Annotated in this window: 22 protein-coding genes; 8 read left to right on the top strand and 14 right to left on the bottom strand. The window is 69.1% G+C overall.

Going from position 1 to position 23,213, the window contains the following annotated elements; all coding sequences use genetic code 11:
- Window positions 1-3: 3 nt before the first annotated feature.
- The 5 genes from ALI144C_RS28740 to moeA form a co-directional block, all read right to left on the bottom strand.
- On the bottom strand, window positions 4-432 hold the full coding sequence (locus tag ALI144C_RS28740) for a MarR family winged helix-turn-helix transcriptional regulator (RefSeq protein WP_202819079.1): 429 nt from the start codon (window positions 430-432) through the stop codon (window positions 4-6).
- A 69-nt stretch (window positions 433-501) separates the two neighbouring features.
- Window positions 502-1,257: a class I SAM-dependent methyltransferase gene (locus tag ALI144C_RS28735; protein ID WP_076990294.1), complete on the bottom strand. Its 756-nt coding sequence runs from the start codon at window positions 1,255-1,257 to the stop codon at window positions 502-504.
- A gap of 60 nt (window positions 1,258-1,317) precedes the next feature.
- On the bottom strand, window positions 1,318-2,334 hold the full coding sequence (gene pssA / locus ALI144C_RS28730; RefSeq protein ID WP_076990293.1) for a CDP-diacylglycerol--serine O-phosphatidyltransferase: 1,017 nt from the start codon (window positions 2,332-2,334) through the stop codon (window positions 1,318-1,320).
- A gap of 5 nt (window positions 2,335-2,339) precedes the next feature.
- Window positions 2,340-3,116 (bottom strand): phosphatidylserine decarboxylase, encoded by a 777-nt coding sequence (locus ALI144C_RS28725; RefSeq protein ID WP_083753464.1) that lies wholly within the window; start codon window positions 3,114-3,116, stop codon window positions 2,340-2,342.
- Window positions 3,117-3,223: 107 nt separating this feature from the next.
- Window positions 3,224-4,444: a molybdopterin molybdotransferase MoeA gene (moeA, locus tag ALI144C_RS28720; RefSeq protein WP_076990520.1), complete on the bottom strand. Its 1,221-nt coding sequence runs from the start codon at window positions 4,442-4,444 to the stop codon at window positions 3,224-3,226.
- A 99-nt stretch (window positions 4,445-4,543) separates the two neighbouring features.
- Between moeA and ALI144C_RS28715 the strand changes: the two genes are divergently transcribed.
- From ALI144C_RS28715 to groL, 3 genes are all read left to right on the top strand, one after another.
- Window positions 4,544-5,176, top strand: coding sequence for an AIM24 family protein (locus ALI144C_RS28715; protein WP_076990291.1), 633 nt, complete (start codon window positions 4,544-4,546; stop codon window positions 5,174-5,176).
- Window positions 5,177-5,229: 53 nt separating this feature from the next.
- The gene (locus ALI144C_RS28710; protein WP_083753462.1) at window positions 5,230-6,495 is read left to right on the top strand and encodes a serine/threonine-protein kinase; all 1,266 of its coding nucleotides are present in this window, start codon (window positions 5,230-5,232) and stop codon (window positions 6,493-6,495) included.
- A gap of 196 nt (window positions 6,496-6,691) precedes the next feature.
- The gene (gene groL, locus ALI144C_RS28705; protein WP_076990289.1) at window positions 6,692-8,317 is read left to right on the top strand and encodes a chaperonin GroEL; all 1,626 of its coding nucleotides are present in this window, start codon (window positions 6,692-6,694) and stop codon (window positions 8,315-8,317) included.
- Between the two features lie 140 nt (window positions 8,318-8,457).
- On the opposite strand, the gene ALI144C_RS28700 is transcribed toward groL, so the two are convergent.
- The 4 genes from ALI144C_RS28700 to ALI144C_RS28685 form a co-directional block, all read right to left on the bottom strand.
- Window positions 8,458-11,199, bottom strand: a complete 2,742-nt coding sequence (locus ALI144C_RS28700) for a helix-turn-helix transcriptional regulator (RefSeq protein ID WP_076990288.1) — start codon at window positions 11,197-11,199, stop codon at window positions 8,458-8,460.
- Window positions 11,200-11,239: 40 nt separating this feature from the next.
- Entirely contained in the window at window positions 11,240-11,857 is a 618-nt protein-coding gene (locus ALI144C_RS28695; protein ID WP_076990287.1) for a dihydrofolate reductase family protein, read from the bottom strand.
- A 90-nt stretch (window positions 11,858-11,947) separates the two neighbouring features.
- Complete coding sequence (locus ALI144C_RS28690; RefSeq protein ID WP_076990286.1) at window positions 11,948-12,403, bottom strand: hypothetical protein; 456 nt, start codon at window positions 12,401-12,403, stop codon at window positions 11,948-11,950.
- Between the two features lie 180 nt (window positions 12,404-12,583).
- Window positions 12,584-13,435, bottom strand: a complete 852-nt coding sequence (locus ALI144C_RS28685; protein ID WP_076990285.1) for an SDR family oxidoreductase — start codon at window positions 13,433-13,435, stop codon at window positions 12,584-12,586.
- A 120-nt stretch (window positions 13,436-13,555) separates the two neighbouring features.
- Here ALI144C_RS28685 and ALI144C_RS28680 point away from each other — a divergent pair, with 120 nt between their 5' ends.
- Window positions 13,556-14,149 carry a TetR/AcrR family transcriptional regulator gene (locus ALI144C_RS28680; protein WP_076990284.1) on the top strand — a complete coding sequence of 198 codons (594 nt, stop codon included), beginning with the start codon at window positions 13,556-13,558 and terminating at the stop codon, window positions 14,147-14,149.
- Window positions 14,150-14,152: 3 nt separating this feature from the next.
- Here ALI144C_RS28680 and ALI144C_RS28675 read toward each other — a convergent pair whose 3' ends face one another.
- Window positions 14,153-14,485 carry a hypothetical protein gene (locus ALI144C_RS28675; RefSeq protein ID WP_076990283.1) on the bottom strand — a complete coding sequence of 111 codons (333 nt, stop codon included), beginning with the start codon at window positions 14,483-14,485 and terminating at the stop codon, window positions 14,153-14,155.
- A 155-nt stretch (window positions 14,486-14,640) separates the two neighbouring features.
- On the opposite strand from ALI144C_RS28675, the gene ALI144C_RS28670 reads away from it, so the two are divergent.
- Window positions 14,641-16,800 (top strand): HelD family protein, encoded by a 2,160-nt coding sequence (locus ALI144C_RS28670; protein ID WP_083753502.1) that lies wholly within the window; start codon window positions 14,641-14,643, stop codon window positions 16,798-16,800.
- Window positions 16,801-16,980: 180 nt separating this feature from the next.
- Here ALI144C_RS28670 and ALI144C_RS28665 read toward each other — a convergent pair whose 3' ends face one another.
- The 4 genes from ALI144C_RS28665 to ALI144C_RS28650 form a co-directional block, all read right to left on the bottom strand.
- A complete protein-coding gene (locus ALI144C_RS28665; RefSeq protein WP_076990281.1) occupies window positions 16,981-17,454 on the bottom strand; it encodes a hypothetical protein in 474 nt (157 codons plus the stop codon).
- Window positions 17,451-18,056 carry an RNA polymerase sigma factor gene (locus tag ALI144C_RS28660; RefSeq protein WP_076990519.1) on the bottom strand — a complete coding sequence of 202 codons (606 nt, stop codon included), beginning with the start codon at window positions 18,054-18,056 and terminating at the stop codon, window positions 17,451-17,453. The genes ALI144C_RS28665 and ALI144C_RS28660 overlap by 4 nt, the downstream gene beginning before the upstream one ends.
- Window positions 18,057-18,508: 452 nt before the next feature.
- On the bottom strand, window positions 18,509-19,663 hold the full coding sequence (locus tag ALI144C_RS28655) for a C1 family peptidase (protein ID WP_076990518.1): 1,155 nt from the start codon (window positions 19,661-19,663) through the stop codon (window positions 18,509-18,511).
- 123 nt (window positions 19,664-19,786) lie between these two features.
- A complete protein-coding gene (locus ALI144C_RS28650; RefSeq protein ID WP_076990280.1) occupies window positions 19,787-19,999 on the bottom strand; it encodes a PspC domain-containing protein in 213 nt (70 codons plus the stop codon).
- Between the two features lie 91 nt (window positions 20,000-20,090).
- Between ALI144C_RS28650 and ALI144C_RS28645 the strand changes: the two genes are divergently transcribed.
- Genes ALI144C_RS28645 through ALI144C_RS28635 form a run of 3 tightly spaced genes read left to right on the top strand, consistent with a single transcriptional unit; the run spans window position 20,091 to window position 23,184 of the window.
- A complete protein-coding gene (locus ALI144C_RS28645) occupies window positions 20,091-20,975 on the top strand; it encodes an AAA family ATPase (protein ID WP_441297578.1) in 885 nt (294 codons plus the stop codon).
- Window positions 20,976-20,978: 3 nt separating this feature from the next.
- Entirely contained in the window at window positions 20,979-22,070 is a 1,092-nt protein-coding gene (locus tag ALI144C_RS28640) for a vWA domain-containing protein (protein ID WP_076990279.1), read from the top strand.
- Complete coding sequence (locus ALI144C_RS28635) at window positions 22,063-23,184, top strand: XdhC family protein (protein WP_076990278.1); 1,122 nt, start codon at window positions 22,063-22,065, stop codon at window positions 23,182-23,184. The genes ALI144C_RS28640 and ALI144C_RS28635 overlap by 8 nt, the downstream gene beginning before the upstream one ends.
- Window positions 23,185-23,213 lie beyond the last annotated feature (29 nt).

The following is a 23,213-nucleotide window of genomic DNA, read 5'->3' as shown; positions in this document are numbered from 1 at the left end:
AATTCATGACAGGGCCCCCGCTTGGTCGGTCAGTGCGTTGATCGCGGGGATCGCGGCGGTCAACGCTTCGTGGTGTTTCGGGTCGAGCCCGCTCAACAGCTCTTCCAGTCGCTCGGTCTTGACCCGTCGGCGATAGGCGAGCTGGGCGCGTCCGGCGTCGGTGATGTGCAGCTGGACGGCGCGGCGGTCGGCGTCGTCGGCGACGCGCTCGACGAGCCCGGCGTCACCGAGCCGCGAGATCAGCTGGGTCATCGCGGGCTGGGACACGTTCTCCGACGCGGCGAGCTCGGTCAGCCGGTGCGGCCCCAGCCGGTCGAGGGTGGACAGCACCCCGGCTGCCGTGAGCGACATGCCCGTGCCCTGGCTGAGCTGCTTCATCAGCCGGGTCACGCTTTCGATCGCCGTGACCAGTTCGGCGGCAGGAAGAGTCACACAAAAGTTGTATCACGCACTTATGTAAATGCCAACGTGCGAACGAGTGGTCCGCACCACGGCAACCGATCAGGCCTTGCGGGCCTCGAACAACGTCCGGCTGCTGTGCGCGACGAACGGGCCGTCGGCGGCGATCCGCTCATGCAGCTCACGCAACCGCGGCAGGTACGCGGCTGAGGTGAAGCCCGGAACCATCCAGATCACCTTGCGCAGGAAGTACACGACCGCACCGACATCGAAGAACTCCATCCGCAGCCGCTCGGTGCGCACGTCGACGACCGCCAGCCCGGCCGCCTCGGCGTCGGCGCGTTCCGAATCCGGATGACGGCCGTTGCGCGTCTCGTCCGGCAACGGGCCGAGGAAGTACTCGACCAGTTCGAACACGCTGGCCGGGCCGACGTGCTGGGCGAAGTACGTGCCGCCGGGCCGCAGCACCCGCGCGATCTCGCCGAAGTACGGCCGCACCGGGTGCCTGCTCACCACGAGGTCGAACGCGCCGTCCGCGAAGGGCAGCGGCGGCTCCTCGGGGTCGGCGACCACGGCCGTGCCCAACGGGTGGAGCAACGCCGTCGCCTTGGCCACATTGGGCGGCCACGCTTCGGTGGCAACGCACACGGGTGGGCGCTTGGCGACACCGGCGAGGACTTCACCACCGCCGGTCTGGATGTCCAACGCCGCACTCGCGACGGCCATCCGCTCGCCCATGGACCGCTGGTAGCCCCACGAAGGCCGGGCTTCGGTCGCCCGGCCTTCGAACCACGAGAAGTCCCAGCCCTCGGTCGGCTCGGCGTCCGCCTCGGCTACCAGTTCGTCAAACGACCGCATGTCCCGATCATGCGGGACGGTGCAAATCGAAATCGGCAAATCGAAACCGGCAAGTCGAAATCAGCGGTCGCGCGGCGGACGCGGCTGACGGCGCAGCCCGATCCGGCGCCAGCTGCGCCGTTTCGGTGCCGGGCTGAGCACGCGTGGCTGCTGCTCGGGCTGCTGGTACGACTGCCAGCCCGGGTGCAACCGCTCGTTCTCGCCCGCCCTGCGGCCACCCATCCGGACACGGCGGGCAACCCCGGCCACACGGCGGCGCAGCGGCGGCCGCAGACCCAGCCTGCGTGCCTGGCTGCGGATCGCCCTGCGCTCACGCGGCGGCACGTCCCACGCCTCGGGGTGGTTGGCCAGCCAGTGCTTGCGGCGCACCGCGTACGGGATGTGCAGCAAGTAGACGATCAGGAAGATGCCCAGCGCCGCGATCGGGTACGTGACAACGGCCGCGGCCAGCGCCGTGACGCTGACCAGGACCGGCACGACCATCCGCGGCGGCACCCGCACGGTCTTCACCGACAGCGTGGGGATCCTGCTGATCAGCAGCGCGGCCACGGCGACTGTCCACACCATCACCACGACCTGGTCGGTCCACCAGCCGTCGGCGCGGTCGAACTCCAGCCACACGATCATCGGCAGCAACGCGAGCATGCCCCCCGCGGGCGCGGGCACGCCGACGAAGAACTCCTTGGCGTACGGCGGCTGGTTGCCGTCGTCGAGCAGCGTGTTGAAGCGCGCCAGGCGAAGGATCATGCAGACCGCGAACACCAACGCGAAGATCCACCCGAGGCGGTCGCCGCCCTCGCCGAGTTTCCATTGGTACAGCACGAGAGCGGGCGCCACGCCGAACGCGATCGCGTCGGAGAGCGAGTCCAGCTCCGCGCCCATCTTGGTGGTCGCGTCCAGCAGCCTGGCGATCCGGCCGTCCAGGCTGTCCAGAATGGCCGCGGCGAAGATCGAGGCGAGCACGGCCTCGTAGTTGCCGTTCAACGCGAACTGAACGGCGGACAAGCCCGCGCACATGGCGAGGACGGTGATCGCGTTGGGCAGTAGTCGAACTCCGGGGGCGGTACGCGCCGCCATCTGGCTCAGCCTCCCAGTTCGGCGATGACGGTCTCGCCACCGATCGTCCGCTGGCCCGGCTCGACCAGCACCCGGCTGCCGAGCGGTACGTAGGTGTCCACACGGGAACCGAACCGGATCAGGCCGTACGTGGCACCGGCCGCGACCTTGTCGCCCTCGTCGATGTGGCACACGATCCGCCGGGCCACCAGACCCGCGATCTGCACGACGACCAGCTGATGACCGTCCTCGGTGCGCAGCAGCACCGTGTTGCGCTCGTTCTCCTCGCTGGCCTTGTCCAGGTCAGCCGAGAGGAACTTGCCGGGGTGGTAGATCTTGCGCAGCACCTCGCCGGACGCGGGCACGCGCTGGACGTGCACGTCGAACACCGAGAGGAACACGCTCACCCGCAGCATCGGCGCGTCGCCGAGGCCGAGCTCCGGTGGCGCGACGACCTCGGACACCTGCGAGACCGTGCCGTCGGCGGGGGCGACGGCCAGGCCGGAGCGGCTCGGCGTGACCCGCTTGGGCTCGCGGAAGAACCACGCCGTCCAGCCGGTGAGCACCGCGCCGACGACACCGAGCGGCCGCCAGACCTTGCGCAGCACGAGGGTGAGCGCGGCGGCGGCGAGCACGAACGGGCGGCCGGCCGGGTTCATGGGTGGCACGATCCCGCGCGCCAGCTCGACGAAATGGGCGACGGGACGTTGCGGGGAAGAAGTCACTGCGGCCTTTTCCTGATCACGACGGGTGATGTGTGCTCCCAAGTCTGCCCGACTTGGTGCGACCAGGTGCCGATGCATCCCCCGACGATGCACCGGCATCTGTCGGTTCATCCACATGAATTACCCGGTCGACCCAGTTTAGGGCGCGTGAAGGTGGGATCAAAATGCTCTTCGTATGCGTCCTGTCACTGGGTGAGCACGAGCAGTTCGACTTCCTCGCCCGCGGCCACCACTGTGACGTCCTCCGGCACCTCGATCAGGCAGTTGGCCTGTGCGAAGGCCATGAGCAGGTGCGACCCCGGGCCGCCGACCGGCACTGCCCGCACGGATCCCGCGTCGTAGAAGCCCCGGCGGTACTGCTTCTTGCCCGCAGGGGACGTCATCTCGCTGCTGGCCTTCGCCCGGATGCGCGGCCGGTCCGTGTCCGGACGCCCCATCGCGCGCAGCAACGCGGGGCGTACGAAAAGCTCGAACGACAGCGCCGCGCTGACCGGGTTGCCGGGCAGTGTGACAACGGGCAACCCCATGTAAGTGCCGAATCCCTGCGGCCCACCGGGCTGCACGGCGACCTTGAGGAACTCGACGCCCTCGCCCGCCAGAGCGTCCTTGACCACCTCGTAGGCGCCCGCGCTCACGCCACCGGTGGTGATGAGCAGGTCGTGGTCGTCCAGATGCGGCTTCAGCGCCTCGTAGAGGGCGTTGACGTCGTCGGGGACCGACCGCAGGACGTGGGCGACGCCACCGATCTCCTGCACGGCCGCGGCGATGTGCACGCTGTTGGACTCGTAGATCTGCCCCGGCACCAGCGGCGTTCCCGGCTGCACCAGTTCCGTGCCGGTGGACAGGATCAGCACACGCGGGCGTCGGCGTACGGGCAGGTGGGACAACCCGAGCGCCGCCAGGAACCCGAGCTGAGGAGGCGCGAGGACGGCTCCCCTGGTCAGGACCGTCGTGCCCTCCCGCACGTCCTCGCCCGTCCGGCGCAGGTGGGTGCCGACGCTGACGGGCGCGAAGATGCGCACCCGCTGCACACCGGAGTCCGTCAACTCGACCTTGACGACCGAGTCCGCGCCGGGCGGCACGGGCGCGCCGGTCATGATCCGGTGCGCGGTACCGGGCAGCAACGGCACGACGTCGGTCCGTCCGGCCGGGATGTCCTCGGGCACGGGCAACTCGACGGGGTGTTCCTCACTCGCGCCGACCACGTCGACGGAACGCACGGCGTACCCGTCCATGGCGGAGTTGTCGAACGGCGGCAACGCGATGGGTGCCGTCACATCCTCGGCGAGGACGAGTCCGAGGCAGTCCGCCACCGGAAGTCGCTCGATCGGCAGGTCGGCCACCAGTGCGTGGATGGTCGCACGGTATGAATCGACGCTGCGGAATCTGGTCGCTGTGTTCGGCACGCATGCATCCTGCACCGTGGCGGACAGCAACGACATAGTGACGACTGCGTGACGTGCCAGACTCGTGATGCGAGGCACGCTGATCTTCGGAGGGGAACGTTGCAGGTCCGGACCCGACACACCCCTGCGTACGGCGTGGCCAGGCTGCTGCTCGCGCCCGGCGAGGCGATCCAGGCCGACTACGACCTGATGCTCTCGGCGAGCTACGGCGTGCAGATCGACGTCCGGCCGAAGGGCGGTGCCCGTGGCAAGCGCGCGCACCCGGCGTTGTTCACCGCGCCGCCGGAAGGCGGGTGGGTGGACGTGGCTCCCGCGTTACCGGGCGAGGTGTACACGCTCGAGCTCGAGGGCATCACGGGCTGGTGCGTGACCCGTGGTGTCTCGCTGGCCGCCTCGAGCACGATCCGGTACGACTCGGCCTGGCAGGCCTTCCGGCCGATGTTCGGCGCCGACACGGGCTTCCTCGAGCACGTCTCCGGCCAGGGCTCCGTGGTGCTCGCCTCGTGCGGCGCGTTGGACGTGGTCAACCTGGAACCGGGCGCCGCGATCACCGTCACACCGGCCTGCCTGGTCGCCTACACCGAGGGCACCCAGACCCGGTTGCGCGCGGCCAGCCAGTCGATGCCGCAGTCGATGCGCACGGGTGAGGGGTTGCTGCTCGACTTCGCCGGTCCGGGCCAGGTGCTCACCCAGACGCGCAAACCGCAGAGCATGATCGCGGCCCTCACGTAACAAATCCCGGATACGCCCACGTGCGCGTCCGGGCGGACGTTAGGCTGCGCTGCGTGTCGGAGGACCTCACCGGGCGTCGCCTAGGGCATTACCGGATCGACGGTGTGCTTGGCCGTGGCGGCATGAGCGTGATGTACAAGGCCACCGACGTCCGGCTCGGTCGCAAGGTGGCTCTGAAGGTCATCGGCGAGCACCTGGGTGAGGACGCGGAGTTCCGCGAGCGGTTCGTCGACGAGGCGAGAAACACCTCCGCGATCGACCACGCCAACGTCGTGCCGCTGTACGACTTCGGTGAGGTCGACGGCCTGCTCTACATCGCCATGCGACTGGTCGACGGCTCCGACCTGGCCAGCATCATCCGTGACGGCCCGATCAGCCCGGAGCGCACGCTCTCGCTGCTCGGGCAGGTCGCCGAGGCGCTGGACACGCTGCACGACCGCGGCCTGGTGCACCTGGACGTCAAACCGGCGAACGTGCTGGTGACCAGCAGGGAGACCTCGACCGAGCACGTCTACCTCGCCGACTTCGGCCTGACCAGGCGCGGCGCCACCGGCCACCGGACCCGCAGCGGCGATTTCCTCGGCTCGCCGACGTACGCCGCGCCGGAGCACCTGCGTGGTGAGCCGGTCGACGGGCGCACCGACGCGTACTCGCTGGCTTGCGTGCTGTTCGCCTGCCTGACCGGGCGGCCGCCGTACCAGGGCAAGGTCCCCGAGGTCATCCAGGGACACCTCAACCTCGACCCGCCCGCGGTCACCGGCATCGTCGCGCTGCCCAAGCCGGTCGACGAGGTGATCCGCCGTGGCATGGCCAAGGACCCGAAGGTCCGCTACCCCGACTGCAAGGCGCTGATCGGCGCGGCGCGCCAGGCGCTCCAGCAGGCGCCGCGGACCGAGCCGCCGCGCCCGGCGACGGCGCAGCCCGTGCCACCGCCCCAGCAGCAGGCCTACCGGCCCACCCAGCAGCCCCAGCCACAACAGCCACCTCAGCAGCAGCCCCCGCAGCCGCCCGGGGACTTCCACCGGGTGCGCCCGCCGACACCGGTCGGCTCGTCGGCGTTCACCTCCGACAGGGGCGGCAAGCGGTGGCTGGTGCCGGTGCTCGTCGGTCTCGTCGCGATCGCCGTCGTGGTGCTGGTGGTCTTCCTGCTCACGAGCAACAGCAGCAGCGGCGGTGGTGGCGGTGGCCAGGACGACACCACGTCCAAGCCGCAGATCCCGGTCGGTGAGAACCCGTCGTCCACGACCAAGCGGTCGCAGAGCGGCGTGGTGACGACCCGGCGGACGCTGCCGACACTCACCGGTATCCCGACCGGCTGACCTGCGTTTCTTGCACTCGCCGGGGGAGAGTGCTAAACACGTGTTAGCACTCGCTAGAGTTGAGTGCTAGTCGGGATGGTGAGACCGGGACACTCTCGGTCGTCCGTCGCGGGCGCCACACCTGGCTGAGCAGTGTTGTCGTGAGGCTGCGCCTCACGACCCCCAACGTAAGCAAGCAGGCGGAGGACACACCGCAATGGCCAAACTGATCGCGTTTGACGAGGACGCGCGCCGCGGACTCGAGCGCGGCCTGAACACCCTCGCCGACGCCGTCAAGGTGACGCTCGGCCCGAGGGGCCGGAACGTCGTGCTCGAGAAGAAGTGGGGCGCGCCGACCATCACCAACGACGGCGTCTCCATCGCCAAGGAGATCGAGCTCGAGGACCCGTGGGAGAAGATCGGGGCCGAGCTCGTCAAAGAGGTCGCCAAGAAGACCGACGACGTAGCCGGTGACGGCACGACGACCGCGACCGTGCTCGCCCAGGCGCTCGTGCGCGAGGGCCTGCGCAACGTGGCCGCCGGTGCGGACCCGCTGTCGCTCAAGCGCGGCATCGAGCAGGCCGTCGAGGCCATCACCGAGCAGCTGCACAAGGTCGCCAAGGAGATCGAGACCAAGGAGCAGATCGCTGCCACGGCCTCCATCTCCGCCGCCGACACCACGATCGGCGAGCTGATCGCCGAGGCGCTGGACAAGGTCGGCAAGGAAGGCGTCATCACCGTCGAGGAGAGCAACACCCTCGGGCTCGAGCTGGAGCTCACCGAAGGTATGCGCTTCGACAAGGGCTTCATCTCCGGTTACTTCGTGACCGACCCCGAGCGTCAGGAAGCGGTCCTCGAGGACCCGTACATCCTGCTGTTCGGTTCGAAGATCTCGAACGTCAAGGACCTGCTCCCGCTGCTGGAGAAGGTCATGCAGGGCGGCAAGCCGCTGCTGATCATCGCCGAGGACGTCGAGGGCGAGGCCCTGGCGACCCTGGTCGTGAACAAGATCCGCGGCACCTTCAAGTCCGTCGCCGTCAAGGCACCGGGCTTCGGTGACCGCCGCAAGGCGATGCTGCAGGACATGGCCACCCTGACCGGCGGCCAGGTCATCAGCGAGGACGTGGGCCTCAAGCTGGACAACGCCGACATCACGCTGCTGGGCAAGGCCCGCAAGGTCGTCGTGACCAAGGACGAGACCACGATCGTCGAGGGTGCGGGTGACGCCGAGCAGATCCAGGGCCGCGTCAACCAGATCCGTGCGGAGATCGAGAAGAGCGACTCGGACTACGACCGCGAGAAGCTGCAGGAGCGCCTGGCCAAGCTGGCCGGCGGTGTCGCGGTGATCAAGGCGGGCGCGGCCACCGAGGTCGAGCTCAAGGAGCGCAAGCACCGCATCGAGGACGCTGTGCGCAACGCCAAGGCCGCCGTGGAGGAGGGCATCGTCGCCGGTGGTGGCGTGGCTCTGCTGCAGGCCGCCCAGGAGGCGTTCGCCGGTCTGAAGCTGACGGGCGACGAGGCCACCGGTGCCAACATCGTCAAGGTCGCCGTCGAGGCGCCGCTGAAGCAGATCGCCGTCAACGCCGGCCTCGAAGGCGGCGTCGTGGTGGAGAAGGTCAAGGGCCTCAAGCAGGGCGAGGGCCTGGACGCCGCCACCGGCGAGTACCGCAACCTGATCGACGCGGGCATCCTCGACCCGGCCAAGGTGACCCGGTCGGCGCTGCAGAACGCGGCTTCGATCGCGGCGCTGTTCCTGACCACCGAGGCCGTCGTGGCCGACAAGCCGGAGAAGGCCGCTGCGGCCCCGGCCGGTGGCGACCCGACCGGCGGCATGGACTTCTGATCGAGTCCACCACCGCGAGGTAGGTAGCAGGGTAGACACATACCGCGCCCCAGGGAGTTCTTCTCCCTGGGGCGCAGTGCTTTCAGTACCGGGCTTTTCGGTACCGGGCTTTTCGGTACCGGAAGTCCCGCAAGGACCGGTCACAGGGTGAACCGGGCGAGCTCCGTCCTCTTGGTGACGCCGAGTTTGGGGTAGGCGCGGTAGAGGTGGTGTCCGACGGTGCGGGGGCTGAGGAACAGCTGCGCGGCGATGTCGCGGTTGCTGAGCCCCTCGGCCGCCAGCCGGACGACCTGGAGTTCCTGTGGGGTGAGCCGGGCGGCGGGATCGCGGTCGTGTTCCCTGGCGACCGGCCGGTCGCCGAGGGCGGCCAGTTCGGTCCGGGCTCGCGCGGCCCAGTCGTGGGCGCCGAGCCGTTCGAATCCGGTCAGCGCGTCGGTCAGGTGAGCGCGCGCGTCGGTTCGGTGGCGCTGGCGGCGTAACCATTCGCCGTAGAGCAGAGCGGTTCGGGCGTGGTCGTAGGGCCGGTCGGTCCCCTGGTGCAGCCGCAACGCGGCCTCGTAGTGCGTTCGGGCATCGGGACCGGTGGCGAGCAGTGCGTGGCAGCGGCGGGCCAGCGCGACCGCGTGTGGCTGACCGGTGTGCTCGGCCCAGTTGTCCAGTGCGGGCACGTGCCGCTCGGCTCGGGCCATCTGGCCGCTGCGCACCGCGGCTTCCACGTGGTCCGGGACGGCCCGGATGAGGAAGTCCCGCCGGGCCGGGCCGGCGCACACCGCCTCGAAGGAGTCGGTCGCCGTGTCGAACTGGCCGCGGCCGAGATCGAGCAGGCCGAGCGCCCAGGTGGCCATGGCGGCGTTGGTGGGGTGCCTTGCCTCGTTGCCGAGCATGATCTCGGCGTGCGAACGGCAGGTGCCCGCGTCGCCCGCGACCGCGGCCAGCCAGGCGGGGATGGCGGTCATGATCAGGGCCTGGGTTTCCTGACCGAGATCGGCGGACACCGCCATGGCCTCGGCCACGGTGGTCCCCGCGTCGCGGAATCGGCCGCGAAGCAGTTGGGCGATGGCCAGCGGCTCCAGGGCGTAGGGCAGCCAGCCCAGCGCGCCCTGGTGGCGGGCGTCGGCGGCCAGTGCGCCGAGCACGTCGGTCGCGGCTTGGTCGTCGGCGACGATGAGGGCCAGGTATCCGGCGAGAAGCCGTTCGACCATGCCGTGGACGTGTCCGCCCCTGGCGGTCTCCACCAGCTTTCGCATTCTGGTAACGGCCGATCGGGTGTCGCCCGCGAACAAGTCGCCCAATCCGAGCATGCCGTCGACCACTGGCCGCAACGCGGAGCGTGGTGGTAGCGACACCGTTGCGAGTAGTTGTGCGGCCTGGTCAATCAGGGGGTGTGCGCAGGCGTCTTTGGCGCACCCGATCGCGTCGGTGAGGATGGACACGGCCTGTTCGGGGTGGGTACCGACAATGGGAGCGGTGCCGTCCAGCATCAGCGCGGCGGCTGCCGCAGGGGTGTCGCGTTCGTACGCCACCTGCGCCCGGATCCACGCGGCTTCCGCCTGTAAGGACGCGTCGGCGCTGACGTCGGCGGCGGCCGAGGCGAGTGCGGCGGCCCGGTCGAGCCAGCTGACGTTGTAGGCGGCTCTGGCGGCGTCCACCTGCCGCCGTGCCCGCACGTCCGGGTCGGCGCTGAGTTGGGCGGCGCGTTCGAGCGCGATCGCGACGGCAGCCGCCCCGCCCCGCTGCCCCGCCCGCAGAGCGGCCTGTTCGAGCGCGTACGCCGCGTGTTCGTCCGGTGCCGTGGCGGCGGCAGCCAGGTGCCATGCGCGACGGTCGGCGTACTGGTCGCTGGTCAAGCTGTCGGCCAGCGCCTGGTGCGCGGCGAGTTGCCAGCCGCGCGGAGCGCCTTGATGGGCGGCGGCCCGGATCAACGGGTGCCGGAACGCGACTGTGTGGGCCGACAGGGTGAGCAGGGACGACTTCTCGGCCGGTTCCAGGTCCGCGGCGGTCAGCCCGAGGCGTTGCGCGGCGCTCAACAGCACAGTGAGGTCTGCGGTGTCGTCGGCCGCGACCAGCACCAGCAGCCGCTGTGTCGGCTCGGGCAGCTCACCGATGCGAGCCCGGAAGGCTTCCTGTACCTGTGTGGCGACCGGGAGCGGCGCCACGGGCAAGGACCAGCCGTGTTCGCCCCCGTGTTCGCCGCCGTGGCGCCGGTCGGTGAGTGCCGTGGTGAACTCGATGATGGCCAGCGGGTTGCCCCTCGCCTCAGCGAGGATCCGGGCCCTGGTGGCGCTGGCCAGGCCGCACGCGTGCTCGTTGAGCATGGCGATGGCGCTGTCGCGGTCCAGGGCGGGCAGTACGACCGTGTCGATGCCCTCGGCCGGGAAACTCCCCGTCCCGTCCCGGACGGCGAACAGCATCGCCACCGGCTCCTGCCGCAGCCGCCTGGCGGCGAACAGCAGAGCGTCCGCGGATGCCCGGTCGAACCACTGGGCGTCGTCGATCAGGCAGACCAGTGGCCCGTCACCGGCCAGTTCGGACAGCAGCGACAGAGTGGCTGCGCCGATCAGGAACCGCTCGACGGTGCCGGCGTCGACGAGCCCGAAGGCGGCCCGCAACGCCGTGCCCTGCGGCCTCGGCAGCGCGTCGACGTTGTCCAAGTACGGGTGCAGCAACAGGTGCAGCCCGGCGAACGGAACCTCGACCTCCGACTCGATCCCCACTCCGCGCAGCACCCTCAGGCCGGCGCTGCTCGCAGCGGCGTGGTCGACCAGAGCGGTCTTGCCGATCCCCGCCTCGCCACGGATCACCAGTGCCCCGCCGGTTCCGCTTCGGGCGGCGGCAAGCAGGCCGTCGATCCGAGCCCGTTGCGCCGACCGCCCGAAGATCACCCGTGAACAGTAACAACCTTCATCGGCGCGGGTTCCCCTTTCAAGGACGCCGGTAGTGCAGCGCGACCGCTCCAGATGACGGAAACGTCGTGGCGCCGGCCAGTTGCCATGTGGACGCGTAGTCGTCAGGGAGTACTCGGCGCCCGCTGCCCAGGGTCGACGGCACCACGGTCAGGTAGAGGTCGTCGATCAGGTCTGCCCGCAGCAGGGTTTGGATGATGCTCGCGCTGTTGAGCACGAGGATGTCCCGACCCGGTCGGTTCTTGAGTGCGCCGACCTCTGACACGACGTCCGCCGAGACCCGAGCGTTGGTCCATTCCGACTTCTCCAGGTCCTCCTGCCGCAGAGTCGTGGAGAAGACGACCTTCTCGACTGTGGCCAGCCAGGTGCCGAGCTCACGAGTCCGGGCCGAACTGGTCGGATCGCTCGTGATCGCCGGCCACACGGACGTGAAACCCTCCCAGTTCGTCCTGCCGAGGACCGCGGTGCTCACCCCTCGCCAGATCCCCTCGTAGTGGATCTCGCTCTGCCCGCTCGAGATGTGGTCCATCGCCCAGCTCATGTCGTCTTCAGGACCGGTGCTGCTGTATCCGTCCATCGACACGGCGACCTCGGCCCCCACCCTGCGGCCCGTCCGATCGGAACCGGTTTCGGACATGTGGTTCTCCTTCTGTTCTGTTCGGCACCACGAGCAGAGCCGCACAACGCGATCGCCGGAGTGCGCTGACTGCTGACCAGGTCGGGGTTGTCAGCTGTTCGCGTCCTTCGGCGTGATCCGGGTGCTCGTGGTTTCGTAGCCACCGCCGCCCGGATAGACCCACGCTCCGGCGAGGACGTCACCGGTGTCGTTGAACGTCGACCGCATGTAGGCGGGTGAGCCCTTCTCCCCGCCCCAGATGGTCAGGACGTCGCCGTCCAGTTCGTAGACGTAGTCCAGCGTGTCGCCCTTGTTGCCGTAGAAGCGGCTTTTGATGTCCTCGCTCGCCTGTTCGGCGCCGAACGGGCGTTCCCGGCCGATCACCTCGATGCCCGTGATCCGCTCGCCGTACTGCTCGAGGTCGACGTCCTGGATCAGGAAGTGGCCGCCTGCCAACCATCGGTAGGTGACCGTGCCCTCGGCGCCGCCGGTGACCTGCCACGTACCGACCAGCCGGTCCAACGCGGCCAGTTCGGCGTCCTGGCCCAGGTTCGTGGTTCCGCTCATCTCGTCGTCACTCCTCTCGGACCCCGCCGCCACCACGGCGGCGTTGCTGGTCGGAAAACTACGAGCGCGGCCATCAGTACCCGCATCGGTCGAAGTACTGGCGGCAACCTCACTCCCGCCTCGGTTGCCGGCGTCGTATCCGTCACGCGAGCGGTGTGACCGCGGAGCACACTGACGTCGTCAGTTCGGTGCGGGAACGGCCTTTTCGGCCGCGCGGCTGACCTCTTCCCAGCCGGACCACGTGTTCATGCGCTGCTGGGAGATGTCGAACGCGAGGTCGTAGACCATGTTGCCGAGCAGCAGCCGCAGCGGTGGGTTGTCGCTGTCGACGAGCTTCATCAACGCTTCCGCGGCCAGTCGGGGCTCGCTGTCGATCGATCCCTCCGCCCACTGCTTGGCCAGTTCCTCGCGCAGCGAGTCGTAGACCGGGTTCGGGGTGGTCGCCGTGGTGTTGGTGTAGAGGTCCGTCCAGTAGCCGCCCGGTTGGACGATCGTGAGCTTCGCGCCGAACTGAGCCGCCTCGGCCGCCAGTGCCTCGCTCATGCCCTCCAGCGCGAACTTGCTGGCGCTGTACAGCCCGGTGCTGGGGAAGGCACCGAGCGCGCCGATGCTGGAGATCTGCACGATGTGCCCGCTGCCCTGGCTGCGCAGCTGCGGCATGACGGCCTGGTTGACCCAGAGCGCGCCGAAGAAGTTGAGGTCGAACTGGGCGCGGGCCTGTTCTTCGGTGAACTCCTCGACCATTCCGGCGAACAGCGCCCCGGCGTTGTTCACGACGATATCGAGCCTGCCGAAGTGCTGTGCGGCTTTGCCGACGGCTTCGAAGACGGCCGAGCGGTCCGTCACGTCGACGCTCAGCGCCAGCACGCGGTCCGGGTGCTGCTCGACGAGGTCGCCGAGCGGTGAGACGTCCCGTGCGGCGCCGACAACCTTGTCACCGGCCGCCAGTGCGGCGTCGGTGAAGGCTCGGCCGAGACCGCGGCTCGCACCGGTGATGAACCAGACGCGGGATTCGGTAGCACCTGAGGTCATTCGTGGTCCCTTCACTGGCGAGACGAACCGTTCCGTCTCGTTCACGGGGTGAACTGTACATGGCCGACCGCGCCTGTCAAGACGGAACGTCTCGTCTCGTCGCGTGCTAGGGTGCGAGGCGTGTCACAGAAGGCCACCCCTGATGCCAGTCGCCGCAGCGAGACCGCGCGGCGAGCCATCCTCACCGCCGCGCTCGACCTGGTGGGCAAAGTCGGCTACGCGAAGCTCACGATCGAGGGCATCGCCACAGCCGCGGGCGTCGGCAAGCAGACGATCTACCGCTGGTGGCCGTCGAAGGGGTCGATCCTCTTCGACGCCTTCCTCTCGCTCACCACCGACGAGCAGGAGGGGGTGTTGCCCGACACGGGTGACCTGGCCGCCGACATGAAGCTGGTGCTACGGGCCACTGTGGACGAACTACGGGAGCCGAGCTACGACCTGCCCATGCGGGCGCTGCACACCGAGATCGTTCACGACCCCGCACTGGCGGCGGACTACGCGCAGCGGCTGGACGAGCCGATGCGGGAGTTGAAGCGCGACCGCCTCCGCGCGGCGCAGCGCGCCGGGCAGGTGGCCGAGGACGTCGATCTCGACGTGGCGATCGACTTGTTGTTCGGGCCGATCCTCAACCGGTGGCTCCAGCGCACCGGTCCGTTGACGCATGAGTACGTCGATCAGGTCGTGGACACGGCATTGCGTGGTCTCAAGCCGTGACGATCACGCGGCGATGATCACCATCAGCAGCGTCGTCGCCATCGCGCCGAGGATCAGCGTGCCGCAGCCCAGCGCGAGGACTTTGCCCATTGCCTTGACACGTATGGAAACGAGGACCGCGCCCACCGCCGCCACGATCGGTACGAGTGCGCACAGGATCAACGCGCCCGTGCTGGGGCGGGAGGATGCGCCGAGCACGGCGGCCAGGATCTCGGTGGCGAAGAAAGCGCTGAACGCACCGACTGTGGCCAGTCCGAACGCGCACAGCAGGACGACCAGCCGCGCGGCACCGGTATTGGGCGAAGGCCCTTCATCTTCCAGGGGAGCGTCTTCCATGGGAGGAGCTTAGTGCGATCCCCCATAGTGACTGCTATTGTGAATGTTCGCGGGCACACAGAAACACGCCAGCGTTTTCAGCTATAGCGTGACAATAGCGAAAGGAATGCGGTTTGTCAAGCGGGGAAATCGAGCTGGAACAACAGGTCGTCTCGATGCTGTACGGCCGTCTCGACGATCTGCGTGCGCGGACCGCCGAGCAGTTGGCCAAGGTGCTCAAGGATTCCAGCGGCACCCCGCAGGCGCGCACCGAGCGGGAAGCCGCGAACGTCATGTACTCGCAGCAACTGGCGCAGTACAACTCGGTCGAGAACGGACTGTGCTTCGGTCGTCTCGATTTCGACGACGAAACACACCAGCACATCGGCCGGATCGGCATATTCGACGAGGACGCCGACTACGAGCCGCTGCTGATGGACTGGCGTGCCCCCGCCGCCCGGCCGTTCTACCTCGCGACCGCCGCGGCGCCGGACGGCGTGCGCCGCCGCAGGCACATCCGCACCAGCATGCGCAAGGTCACCGCGATCGACGACGAGGTGCTCGACCTCGACGCCGCCGACCCGACCCGGCACGAAGGACTGACCGGCGAGGCGGCGCTGCTCGCCGCCGTGAACGCCAACCGCACCGGCCGGATGAACGACATCGTGCAGACCATCCAGGCGGAACAGGACAAGATCATCCGGTCCGGCCTGAACGGAGTCCTTGTCGTGCAAGGCGGACCGGGGACGGGGAAGACAGCGGTCGCGCTGCACCGCGCGGCCTACCTGATGTACACGTACCGCGAGCAGTTGTCCCGGCGCGGTGTGCTCGTCGTCGGCCCGAACGCCACATTCCTGCGCTACATCGGCCAGGTGCTGCCGTCGCTCGGTGAGACCGGTGTCCTGCTGTCCACAGTGGGCGAACTGTTCCCCGGCGTCGAACCGTCGCGCACGGAACCCGTGCACATCGCCGAGATCAAGGGCCGCGTCGGGATGGTCGACGTGCTCAAAGCGGCCGTGCGCGACCGCCAGCGCGTGCCCGACGAGCACATCGAGATCGAGTTCGAACGCGAGATCCTCAAGCTGGACAAGAAGACCTGCGTCCAGGCCCGTGCCGTCGCGCGGCGCTCGCGGCGCGTGCACAACAAGGCCAAACCGTTGATCGTGCCGACGATCCTCGACGCGCTCGCCCGCCAGTACGCCGAGCGGATCGGCTCGGACCCGTTGGGCGGCGCGAACTTGCTCGAGGACGCCGACATCGAGGAGATCAAGCGCGAGCTGCGCGAGTCGGCCGAGGTGCAGGAGGCGATCGACTGGCTCTGGCCGATCCTGACCCCGCAGGAACTGCTGGAGGACCTGTTCGCCTCGCCGGACCTGCTGGCGTCCGCGGCGCCCGGCTTCCCCGAACTGGAAAGACAACCAGGCGGCTGGACGGTGGCGGACGCGGCACTGCTCGACGAGGCCGCTGAGCTGCTGGGCATCGACGACTCGAAGGCCAAGGCGGCCGAGGAACGCAGGCGCCAGGAGGAAATCGACTACGCCAGCGGCGTACTCGACATCCTCGACCTGCACGACGAAGCCGACCCCGAGATCCTGATGGCCACCGACCTGATCGACGCGGGCAGACTGGCCGGACGGCACGAGGAAGTCGACCACCGCACAGCGGCCGAACGAGCCGCGGACGACCGCGAGTGGACCTTCGGGCACGTGATCGTGGACGAGGCACAGGAGCTGTCGGCGATGGCCTGGCGTGTGCTGATGCGCAGATGCCCCAGTCGATCCATGACCCTCGTCGGCGACGTGGCCCAGACCGGCGACCCAGCGGGAACAACCTCGTGGGACGCCGTACTGGCGCCGTACGTCGAGGACCGCTGGCGAATGGAGCACTTGACCGTCAACTACCGCACACCGTCGGAGATCATGGCCGTCGCCGCGGACGTCCTCGGCCCGGACGCGGACGCACCGACATCGGTCCGGGACTCCGGCGTGGACCCCTGGCACCGCGAGGTCGCGGACATCGAGGCAGGGCTGCCGGAGATCATCGCCAAGGAAGCCGCCGAGATCGGCGACGGAAGACTGGCGGTGATCGTTCCCGACGGCTTCGGCGGCGTCACACCGGACGTCGACCTGGAGAGCCAGGTGTCCGTGCTGACGGTGTGGCAGGCGAAGGGCCTGGAGTTCGACTCGGTCCTGGTCGTCGATCCGTCCGCCATCCTCGACGGCTCACCCCGAGGCGCGAACGACCTGTACGTGGCGCTGACCCGTGCGACACAACGACTCGGTGTCCTCCACCCGGCGGAGCTGCCGGAAAGCCTGTCCCGGTTGGTCAAGGCGTGAAAAGCGCGTAGGCACTGGTTGCTCCGCGCTTCACGTCGACGATCCCTTCGGCAAATCCAGTTGTCCACAACCGGTCGGTAACCCCTTGGACCAGCCCCTGTTGGCGATAGACTGGAGCGGGGACGCCCCCCGGGTTGGGTGGGGGACTGTTCGTGGTCCGGATTTGGGGCGAGGTCTCTGCTAGAGCAGGACAGTGGGAGTGACCACGGTCCGTGCGGGCGGTCCGTCGAGCTGGATGATGATCTGCGTCGTGCCGCGGGGGACGCCGTCCAGGACGAACCTGCCGCCTTCGTCCGCGGTGGTCTCCCGTGACCCGTGTTCGGCCACCCGGACCTCCACCGAATGCTCGCCAGCAGGCACCAACCAACCGTCGATGCGGTTGTTCTCGCCGATCCTGGTCAGGTTGATCATCACGGTCAGGTCGCTCACGGTGAAGGTGATCGTGCCCTGGTCGCCGCCTCGCACCCCGGCCAGTGAGTCGGCCCGCACCCAGCGGGCCACCTCCACGTCCAGGTCCTCCAGCGCGATGGCGAACTGGATCCGTTCGACCAGTCCCGCCGGGGGCGGGTCGAACTCGTCGATCATTCTGTCCAGGTCCGCGAGGATCGCGTCGTCGGGATACGCCTGACCTCCCGTCGGATCGATCTTCGTCATCCGCCGCCCCCTTCGGTGTCCAAGAGCTCCCTCAGCGTGGTCAGGCACCGGCCGCGGGTCGGGCCGATGCTGCCACGCTTCATCTGCATGGCCTCGGCTACCAGGCGGTATTCTGTCCGCCCCGCGAGTACGGTCAGCCTGAGCAGTTCCTGGCACTTCTCCGGCAGCTCGCTGAACGCGCGCCACAGCCTTGTGTCGCGGTCCGCGCGCAGTGCCTCGTCTTCCGGGTGTGGCTGCGTGCTTGTCAGCTGCTCGGCCATCTCGTCGGTGAGCGGCAGGTCGTTCGCGCCCTTGGTGCGCACCCGCTGTGCTTCCCTGCGGGTGGTGGTGATCAGCCAGCTCGCCAACGCCTTCGGCTCGGCCAGTGAGTTGATGTGGCTGAACAGCGCCAGCCAGACCGTCTGCACGACGTCTTCGGCGCTGGTGCGGTCGAGACCGTTGCCCCGCGCGACGTGCCAGACCAGGGGCGTGAGATCCCTGACCAGGGTCGCCCGCGCGGTCCGGCTGCCTGCTCTCGCGCCGTGCAGGCACGCCGCATAGCGCTCGGCGCCGTGCAGACCCTCCCATGGCGGGTCCGCCTCCGCGGTTCGAACGTCAGTCACCACGCCCACCCCATCCCGGGTGTCGTCCTTCAGCTGGCGACGGAAGTATCGCGACCATCGTGAAGTACATGAACGGCGAGATGCCGTCTGGATACATAAGTCACCCGAATAGACTATCTCGCCGGAACGTAACGGCGTCTGTGGACGGACCGTGATCAGGCAGTTCATCGCCACTCGCCCGGTCGGGGGACACGATGGCCGGAGTGGTCTACCCCGGTGTGGTCCACGACGGAGTGACTCGGATCTTGTGGGCGCAGACCGGCCGTGGCTGTCCGCCCGGCCGGCCCGCGCCGCCCCCATCCCCCCGGCGCCCCCGATTTCCCCTCGGCAAATCCGGTGAGTCCCATTGGGTGTTCTCTCCTCGGTGTGGAGACGGTGACCGGCAACCCCCCTCGAGCTGCCGGCCACCACCTCCGCTGTGCGGCCCCCCTCGGCCCGTCTCGGTGGCATCTCTAGACGATCAACTGGTCGATTTGCACTGTGGAAAGTTCGTTGCCGTTGATGAACGGCGTGACCGAATGGCCACCCGCGCGGGCGTTCATCAGCATCGCGAGCTTGTTCGTGGTGCTGTGCTGCCCATCGGCCAGGTGCGTCCAGCCGACGTTCTCCAGGTACGCCCAGCCGTTGGCGTCGTTGGCCGTGGCGAACAGTCGCAGCGCACGCTGTGCGGGCAACCAGGCGCGCAGATGCACTGCCGTGCAACCGAAAACCGACGACCGCTTGCCGGGGTAGCACTCGATGAAGCATTCGCCGTAGCCGATCCGGAAGAAGCCGTTCTCGCCCCAGCCGGGGCCCCACGAGTTCTTCGCGATCCAGCACTGCGCGTCGTCGTCCCAGCCGACGATCGCCACGCAGTGGCCGCCGACCAGGTGATCCGTCGTCGGCTTGTACACGCCGGCGCGGTAGTGGAAGAAGTCGCTGTGGACGGTGAGACACGCTGCCACGGCGCCGTATCCGAAGATGTGCTGCTTGATCGCGGCGGGGTTGCCGGTCAGGTCGGTCACCCCGGCCGCCTTGGCCAGCCGGTTCGGCCAGTCGGGATCGGCCGCGCCGGAACCGTCGTCCTGGTACGGGAAGTAGTCCTCGAAGGTGACGCCGACACGCACCGCGTCGTCGAGCAGGTCGTCCGGCCACGCGCCGGATTCGCTGGTGTAGCCGCGTTCGGCGGCGTGGCCGTGGAAGAGGTGCGCTTCGGCGAGGTCCAGGTCGAGACCGGGCACGCCGCGGGTGAACGCGGCGGTGGTCTCCAACGCGGCCAGCACGCCGAAGGCCACGCTGGACGCGCAACTGCCCTGGTCCCTGACGGCGGTCACGAAGTCGCGCCCGCCGACATCCCTGAGGTCGAACGACTTGGGCAACGTCGACGCGGGTGCGGTCGCGTCGACCACCGGGCGGCCGATGGCGTCGAGCGCCTCGGCGACGAGCCGTTCGGCCAGCCCCGCGCGGGCGGCGATGTCAGCCTGGGCCGGTGCGGGCACTCCGAGTCGAAGTCGGCGTGCCCGGTCTCCCAGCGGGCTCAACCGGGTTTCCCCGGCCTGCCAAGGCTGGCCGAGCGCGGCCAGCGAATCGCGGAGCACCGCGATTTCCGGCTCGTGCGGTCGGCTCATCATGCCTCCAGGTCGATCGGGTCTTCGCTGTCACAAGAGCGGCAGACCGTTGCCTGGATACACGGGAAGCGAGAAAAAACTGCGGTGTGTCGCACGTCACGTCCGGAGCGTGACGACGTGTTATCACTCCGCGGCGGGCTCCTGCGGCATCAGCACCCAGCAGATCAGGTACAGCACCGCGCCGGTGCCGAAGCCGAGGATGGTCGCCGCGACGAGCAGGATGCGGAGCAGGGCGGTGTCCACCCCGAGAACGTGTGCCCACCCGCCACACACACCGGCGACCATGCGGTCGGTGCGGCTGCGGTGGAGCTTGCGGGTGTAGATCTCGTTCGCCATGCGTCCAGGATGCGAGTCCGCCTCGCGTGCCGACATCGGGGTTCGGCCCTGGTTGTGCCCGGATCCGCCGACCCTGACCTACCCTCGGTGAGTGACCTGGATCTCCGTGCCCGCCCCTCGGGACCTGGCCGAAGCACTCGACGACGTCGGCTACCTGGCCGACGACGGCCTGGCCACGGCCGCGTTCCTGGCCCTGCGGATGCACCGGCCGCTGTTCTGCGAGGGCGAGCCGGGCACGGGCAAGACCTCCTTGGCGACGTCGCTGGCGCGGGCACTCGGGGTTCCGCTGATCCGGCTGCAGTGCCACGAGGGGATCGACGCGACCCAGGCGCTGTACGACTGGGACTTCCCCCGCCAGTTGCTGCACCTGCGGGCGTTGGAGGCGGCGTCGAAGGGCGAGGTGGACGCCGAAGCGGCCGAGCAGTCGCTCTACACCGAACGGTTCCTGCTGGCGCGGCCGTTGTTGCGGGCGCTGCGTGAAGCGCCGTGTGTGCTCCTGGTCGACGAGATCGACCGCGCGGACGACGAGTTCGAGGCGTTCCTGCTCGAAGTGCTCAGTGAGAACGCCGTGACCCTGCCGGAGCTCGGGGAGGTCCGCGCGGAGGTGCCGCCGCTGGTGGTCCTCACGTCGAACCGGACCCGCGAGGTGCACGACGCGTTGAAGCGGCGCTGTCTCTACCACTGGCTCGAACACCCCGATCTCGCCCGTGAGGTGCGGATCCTCAAACGACGTCTGCCTGGCGTCTCCGACCGGCTCGCCGCGCAGGTGGCGAACGCGGTGCGGCTGCTCAGGGCGGCCGAGTTGCTCAAGCCGCCGGGTGTCGCGGAGACCATCGACTGGGCCGAGGCGTTGTTGGCGTTGGGCCGGACGGAACTCGACGCGGAGACGGCGGCGGTCACGCTGGGGGCTGTGCTGAAGTACCGCGAGGACGCGGACCGTGTGCGGGTGGACCTCGATTCGTTGCTGGCTGGGTGAAGCATGGACCCGGTGCCGGGGCTGGTCGGGTTCGCGGCGGCGCTGCGGGCGGCGGGACTGGCGTGCGAGCCGGAGCGGGTCCAGGCATATCTGGCAGCGGTGGACCACGTCGATCTCACCGTCCCCGACCAGCTGTACTGGGCGGGCCGCGTGACGCTCTGCGGCGAACCCGACGACCTGCCGCGCTACGACGAGGCGTTCCAGGCGTGGTTCACGGGCCGGTCTCCTGGGAAGAAACCACGCGACACCACGGCGAAGCCACGACCGAGCGTGATCGCGGCGATGCTCCCCGCGCAGCAGAACAGCGGCTCCGGTGCCGAGCCGGACGAGCTCGGTGTGGCCGCGAGCGACACGGAAGTGCTGCGCCACCGCGACATCAGCGATCTGAGCGCGGCGGAGCGGGCGCATCTGCGTGAACTGATCGACATGCTGAGACCAGATCCACCCCTGCGTTCCGCGTACCGGAAACAACCGCATCGCAGGGGAGAACTCGACCCGCGCCGTACGTTGCGGGAGATGCGGGCGACCGGCGAACCGATCAGATTGCGCTATCGAAGGAAGGGAAAGCGGCCTCGGCCGGTTGTACTGCTCGTGGACGTCTCCGGCTCGATGAGCCCGTACGCCGACGCACTGCTGCGGTTCGCGCACGCGGTCGCGCGGCGGACTCGTGCCGAGGTGTTCACGATGGGCACGCGGCTCACCCGCGTCTCACGTCAGCTGCGCCAGCGTGATCCCGAGATCGCGCTGGCCGCGGCGTCCCGTGCGGTGCCCGACTTCGCGGGCGGTACCCGGCTCGGTGAGGGGCTACGCGCCTTCCTCGACCGTTGGGGCCAACGCGGTGTGGCACGGCAGGCGGTCGTCGTGGTGTTCTCGGACGGGTGGGAACGCGGTGATCCAGGGCTGCTCGGTGACCAGATGGCGAGATTGCGCCGCCTGGCCCACGCCGTGTTCTGGGTGAACCCGCACGCGGGCCGCGACGGCTACCGCCCGGTGCAGTCGGGGATCGTGGTGGCGCACAAGCACATCGAGAAACTGCTTGCCGGGCACAGCCTGGCTACGTTGGAGGAACTGTTGGTGGAGGTACGCCGTGCGTGACGTGCTCGACGAACTGGTCAAGCGCTACGAAGCAGGCGAGACGGTGGGGTTGGCGACAGTTGTCGCCACTTTCAGCTCGGCTCCGCGCTCACCCGGTGCGGCCATGATGGTGACCGAACGGGACGAGGCTTTCGGCAGCGTTTCCGGCGGCTGCGTCGAAGGGGCGGTCTACGACCTCGGCCAGACAGTGATCGCGGAGGGGAGGCCGGTGCTGCAGCGCTACGGCGTCAGCGACGACGACGCCTTCGCGGTCGGCCTGACCTGCGGCGGAATCCTGGACGTCTACGTCGAACCGGTCAGTCAGGACAGTTTCCCCGACTTCCCCGCGTTGGCCGAGTCCATCCGCTCGGAGCAGGCGGTCGCGGTCGCGACGGTGATCGAGCACCCGGACGCGGACCGGTTGGGCAAACGCATGATCGTCTGGCCGGACCGGGTGTCCGGCGACCTCGGTTCGTCGAGGACGAACGACGCCGTCACCGACGACGCGCGGGGCATGCTGGCCACCGGCCGGACCGGGACCATGCACTACGGCCCGGACGGGCAGCGCCGGGGCGAGGGGATGGCGGTGTTCGTGGCCTCCTTCGAGCCGCCGCCGCGGATGCTCGTCTTCGGGGCGATCGACTTCGCGTCGGCGATGGCCCGGCTGGGGGCGTTTCTCGGCTACCGGGTGACGGTGTGCGACGCGCGGCCGGTTTTCGCCACCAAGAGCCGGTTCCCCGAAGCGGACGAAGTGGTGGTCGACTGGCCGCACCGCTACCTGGCGGCGGAGGCCGAAGCGGGCCGGGTGGACGCGCGGACAGTGGTCGCGGTGCTGACGCACGACCCCAAGTTCGACGTGCCGGTGCTCCAGGTGGCGTTGCGGCTCGACCTCGGCTACATCGGCGCGATGGGCTCCCGCCGGACGCACGACGACCGGATGGATCGCTTGCGGGAGGCGGGGATGACCGAGCAGGAGCTGTCGGCGTTGTCCTCGCCGATCGGCCTCGACCTCGGCGCGCGGACGCCGGAGGAGACCGCGGTGTCGATCGCGGCGGAGATCATCTCGTTGCGCTGGGGCGGCAGGGGGGAGCGGCTGATGACCACGGCAGGGCCGATCCACCCGGAACCGGCCTGACGGTTGACCCGCGAGGCGACGTCCGCCCT

The organism is Actinosynnema sp. ALI-1.44, assembly GCF_001984155.1.
GTDB lineage: Bacteria > Actinomycetota > Actinomycetes > Mycobacteriales > Pseudonocardiaceae > Kibdelosporangium.
The sequence above is the reverse complement of the archived record's forward strand: the minus strand, read 5'-3'. Positions and strand labels throughout refer to the sequence as shown.